We start from the raw sequence: 5541 nt of genomic DNA on the forward strand, positions 1-5541 counted from the left end.
GGTTCGATTCCTTGATAATTATCGAATACAGCCAGCGATGAAGATTGTGTTGGGTTGTTGAAAAAGTTCATTGATTTATTGATTGACAGCGCGTATTAATATTGGTTTATACTGATATTATTACAATAAGAATTAAGACTAGAAATAATTTTGAGAAACGATTTAAAATTCCTGGTTGTGTTATGATTAAAATATTTAAGAATTCACGATGAAGAGTTTGATCCTGGCTCAGGATGAACGCTAGCGGCAGGCTTAACACATGCAAGTCGAGGGGTAACATTAGAGTGCTTGCACTTTAGATGACGACCGGCGCACGGGTGCGTAACGCGTATAGAACCTACCTTATAGTAAGGGATAGCCCAGAGAAATTTGGATTAATACCTTATGGTATCATAAATCAGCATTGGTTAATGATTAAAGATTTATCGCTATAAGATGGCTATGCGTTCTATTAGCTAGTTGGTATGGTAACGGCATACCAAGGCGACGATAGATAGGGGTCCTGAGAGGGAGATCCCCCACACTGGTACTGAGACACGGACCAGACTCCTACGGGAGGCAGCAGTGAGGAATATTGGACAATGGAGGCAACTCTGATCCAGCCATGCCGCGTGTAGGAAGACTGCCCTATGGGTTGTAAACTACTTTTATAGAGGAAGAAACCGCTCTACGTGTAGAGCTCTGACGGTACTCTACGAATAAGGATCGGCTAACTCCGTGCCAGCAGCCGCGGTAATACGGAGGATCCAAGCGTTATCCGGAATCATTGGGTTTAAAGGGTCCGTAGGCGGGTTTGTAAGTCAGTGGTGAAAGTTTTCGGCTCAACCGGAAAATTGCCATTGATACTGCAAGTCTTGAATCATTATGAAGTGGTTAGAATAAGTAGTGTAGCGGTGAAATGCATAGATATTACTTAGAATACCGATTGCGAAGGCAGATCACTAATAATGTATTGACGCTAAGGGACGAAAGCGTGGGTAGCGAACAGGATTAGATACCCTGGTAGTCCACGCCGTAAACGATGGTTACTAGCTGTTCGGTTTTCGGACTGAGTGGCTAAGCGAAAGTGATAAGTAACCCACCTGGGGAGTACGTTCGCAAGAATGAAACTCAAAGGAATTGACGGGGGCCCGCACAAGCGGTGGAGCATGTGGTTTAATTCGATGATACGCGAGGAACCTTACCAGGGCTTAAATGTAGTCTGACAGCTTTAGAGATAGAGTTTTCTTCGGACAGATTACAAGGTGCTGCATGGTTGTCGTCAGCTCGTGCCGTGAGGTGTCAGGTTAAGTCCTATAACGAGCGCAACCCCTGTTGTTAGTTGCCAGCGAGTAATGTCGGGAACTCTAGCAAGACTGCCGGTGCAAACCGCGAGGAAGGTGGGGATGACGTCAAATCATCACGGCCCTTACGTCCTGGGCCACACACGTGCTACAATGGTAGGTACAGAGAGCAGCCACTTGGTGACAAGGAGCGAATCTATAAAACCTATCACAGTTCGGATCGGAGTCTGCAACTCGACTCCGTGAAGCTGGAATCGCTAGTAATCGGATATCAGCCATGATCCGGTGAATACGTTCCCGGGCCTTGTACACACCGCCCGTCAAGCCATGGAAGCTGGGGGTACCTGAAGTCCGTCACCGCAAGGAGCGGCCTAGGGTAAAACTGGTAACTGGGGCTAAGTCGTAACAAGGTAGCCGTACCGGAAGGTGCGGCTGGAACACCTCCTTTCTAGAGAAGTTATGACACACAGGAATTGTTTGTTAGGGATTATTTTTAGTCTTAGCTGTTAATTAATTGAATTAGTTGTTAGTTTTTGGTTGTTAGTTGTTAGCGTTTTAATTTGTAGGACAGGTAACTATCAACTGTAAACCATCAACCATCAACTATGAAAAAAGTCTCATAGCTCAGCTGGTTAGAGCGCTACACTGATAATGTAGAGGTCGGCAGTTCGAGTCTGCCTGAGACTACTGTCTAAGACAGCTTTAGTATTTTATAAGCTTAGTTTTAGTAAAGTTCATTGATTATATATTGAAAGGAAATTCTAGAAGTTTGAGAATTCTAAATTCGTAATTCTGAATTCTACATTCTGAATTCATGATAGGGGAATTAGCTCAGCTGGCTAGAGCGCCTGCCTTGCACGCAGGAGGTCACCGGTTCGACTCCGGTATTCTCCACAAGGTGATGCTTTGAGATATAATTTTGAAGAGTATTGCATGGGAGTAGTTACTGATTTTAGGTCAGTATTGACTCACTACAACGTTCATTGACATATTGATTTAAAGAATACGAGCGTTAGATGTTTTCACAGGAGACATTTAACGACACAAGAGCGATAATAGAATTGTATTTTATTATTGAAAAAACTAAAAGAGCAAGTTAAAGCAAGACGCATAAGCTAATTAAGGGCGTATGGGGAATGCCTAGGCTCTCAGAGGCGATGAAGGACGTGATAAGCTGCGAAAAGCTGTGGGGAGTGGCACATACACTATGATCCGCAGATATCCGAATGGGGCAACCCACTATATTGAAGATATAGTATCCGCAAGGAGGCGAACCCGGAGAACTGAAACATCTAAGTACCCGGAGGAGAAGAAAACAATAGTGATTCCGTTAGTAGTGGCGAGCGAACGCGGATTAGCCCAAACCGATGTTGTTACGGCAATATCGGGGTTGTAGGACCACGATATAAGATGTATATTGAATTAGAATTGTTTGGAAAGACAAGCCGTAGAGGGTGATAGTCCCGTATAGGTAAGATATATTGATTTAGTGGTATCCTGAGTAGTGCGGGGCACGTGTAACCCTGTATGAATCTGTGGGGACCATCCCATAAGGCTAAATACTCCTGAGAGACCGATAGTGAACCAGTACCGTGAGGGAAAGGTGAAAAGAACCCTGAATAAGGGAGTGAAATAGATCCTGAAACCATACGCTTACAAGCGGTCGGAGCGATAAGTGACGGCGTGCCTTTTGCATAATGAGCCTACGAGTTACTTTTACTAGCGAGGTTAAGATTTTAAGAATCGCAGCCGAAGCGAAAGCGAGTCTGAATAGGGCGATTAAGTTAGTAGTAGTAGACGCGAAACCGTGTGATCTACCCTTGGGCAGGTTGAAGCTTTGTTAACCCAAAGTGGAGGACCGAACCCGTTGACGTTGAAAAGTCTTGGGATGACCTGAGGGTAGGGGTGAAAGGCCAATCAAACTCGGAAATAGCTCGTACTCCCCGAAATGCATTTAGGTGCAGCGTTGATATATAGTTTTATAGAGGTAGAGCTACTGATTGGATGCGGGGGCTTCACCGCCTACCAATTCCTGACAAACTCCGAATGCTATAAAATGATGATCAGCAGTGAGGGCATGGGTGCTAAGGTCCATGTCCGAGAGGGAAAGAACCCAGACCATCAGCTAAGGTCCCTAAATATATGCTAAGTTGAATAAACGCGGTTGAACTGCTTAGACAGCTAGGATGTTGGCTTGGAAGCAGCCATTCATTTAAAGAGTGCGTAACAGCTCACTAGTCGAGCGGTTCGGCATGGATAATAATCGGGCATAAGCATATTACCGAAGCTATGGACTTCGTAAGGAGTGGTAGGGGAGCATTGTAGTGACGTTGAAGGTGAGAGGTGATTCTTGCTGGAGTAGCTACAAAAGAAAATGTAGGCATAAGTAACGATAATGCGGGCGAGAAACCCGCACACCGAAAGACTAAGGTTTCCTCAGCTATGCTAATCAGCTGAGGGTTAGTCGGGACCTAACGCGAACCCGAAAGGGGTAGTGGATGGACAACAGGTTAATATTCCTGTACCTGCTCACGTTAAAAGTGACGGAGGCGTTTATTTGGTGCGAACTGACGGAATAGTTCGTTGAAGCGAGTAGTAATACCGCGATAGTACACAGAGGCTTCGGCTGATGTGATAATCCAGAGGCGCGACTTCCAAGAAAACCGAGTGAAGCAGCCCGTACCGTAAACCGACACAGGTAGTTGGGATGAGAATTCTAAGGTGCTCGAGAGATTCATGGCTAAGGAACTAGGCAAAATCGACCCGTAACTTCGGGAGAAGGGTCGCCACACTTCGGTGTGGCCGCAGTGAAGAGGTCCAGGCGACTGTTTATCAAAAACACAGGGCTATGCTAAATAGAAATATGATGTATATGGCCTGACACCTGCCCGGTGCCGGAAGGTTAAGAGGAGGGTTTAGCTTCGGCGAAGATCTGAATTGAAGCCCCGGTAAACGGCGGCCGTAACTATAACGGTCCTAAGGTAGCGAAATTCCTTGTCGGGTAAGTTCCGACCTGCACGAATGGTGCAACGATCTGGACACTGTCTCAGCCATGAGCTCGGTGAAATTGTAGTATCGGTGAAGATGCCGGTTACCCGCTGTGGGACGAAAAGACCCTGTGAACCTTTACTATAGCTTAGTATTGACTTTGGATAAGTAATGTGTAGGATAGGTGGGAGACTTTGAAGTGGCGTCGCCAGGCGTTGTGGAGTCATTGTTGAAATACCACCCTTTGCTTATTCGAAGCCTAACATCGCGAGATGGACAGTGCTTGGTGGGTAGTTTGACTGGGGTGGTCGCCTCCAAAAGAGTAACGGAGGCTTCTAAAGGTCTGCTCAGTACGGTTGGTAATCGTGCGTAGAGTGCAATGGCATAAGCAGGCTTGACTGAGAGAGATACAGCTCGATCAGGTACGAAAGTAGAGCATAGTGATCCGGTGGTTCCGTATGGAAGGGCCATCGCTCAAAGGATAAAAGGTACTCCGGGGATAACAGGCTGATCTCCCCCAAGAGCTCACATCGACGGGGGGGTTTGGCACCTCGATGTCGGCTCGTCACATCCTGGGGCTGGAGAAGGTCCCAAGGGTTGGGCTGTTCGCCCATTAAAGTGGCACGCGAGCTGGGTTCAGAACGTCGTGAGACAGTTCGGTCTCTATCTACAGTGGGCGTTAGAAATTTGAGTGGATCTGACTTTAGTACGAGAGGACCGAGTTGGACGAACCTCTGGTGTATCTGTTGTTCCGCCAGGAGCATTGCAGAGTAGCTACGTTCGGAAGGGATAAGCGCTGAAAGCATATAAGCGCGAAACCCACCACAAGATGAGATTTCTTTAAAGGGTCGTGGGAGACTACCACGTTGATAGGCTATAGGTGTAAAGGCAGTAATGTCATAGCCGAGTAGTACTAATAACCCATAGGCTTATGCGCACACCTTGGTATTGAAGTATCGATGCCAAGGTGGAGATTTGCTTAACAAGTGTATTTTAGTAATGTGCTTATCGTATTTTATATATTTAAATCAATATGTCAACAATATTGGTTGATAGTTTATGGTTAGATGTTGATAGTTTAAATACTATTAACCAATAACTAACTACTATTAACAAACGACTTAAGGTGGTTATAGCATCGGGGCTCACCTCTTACCATTCCGAACAGAGAAGTTAAGCCCGTTAGCGCCAATGGTACTACAATCGTGGGAGAGTAGGTCGCCGCCTTCCTTGAAAACCCTTCATTATAACAATGAAGGGTTTTTTTATG

Annotated in this window: 2 tRNA genes and 3 rRNA genes; all 5 read left to right on the forward strand. The window is 45.9% G+C overall.

The features are described 5' to 3' along the window. Window positions 1-205 precede the first annotated feature (205 nt). A 16S ribosomal RNA gene (locus tag ABD077_RS24960) occupies window positions 206-1731 on the forward strand. Window positions 1732-1896: 165 nt separating this feature from the next. Continuing rightward, window positions 1897-1970, forward strand: a tRNA-Ile gene (locus ABD077_RS24965). A gap of 133 nt (window positions 1971-2103) precedes the next feature. After that, window positions 2104-2177 (forward strand) — tRNA-Ala (locus tag ABD077_RS24970). A gap of 214 nt (window positions 2178-2391) precedes the next feature. Beyond that, window positions 2392-5208 (forward strand): 23S ribosomal RNA (locus ABD077_RS24975). A 185-nt stretch (window positions 5209-5393) separates the two neighbouring features. Next, window positions 5394-5501: ribosomal RNA gene (gene rrf / locus ABD077_RS24980) — 5S ribosomal RNA — on the forward strand. The 16S, 23S and 5S rRNA genes sit together here with 2 tRNA genes alongside, the layout of an rRNA operon. Window positions 5502-5541 lie beyond the last annotated feature (40 nt).

The sequence above is a fragment of the Aquimarina litoralis genome (assembly GCF_039523995.1).
In the GTDB taxonomy this organism is placed as follows: Bacteria; Bacteroidota; Bacteroidia; order Flavobacteriales; family Flavobacteriaceae; genus Aquimarina; species Aquimarina litoralis.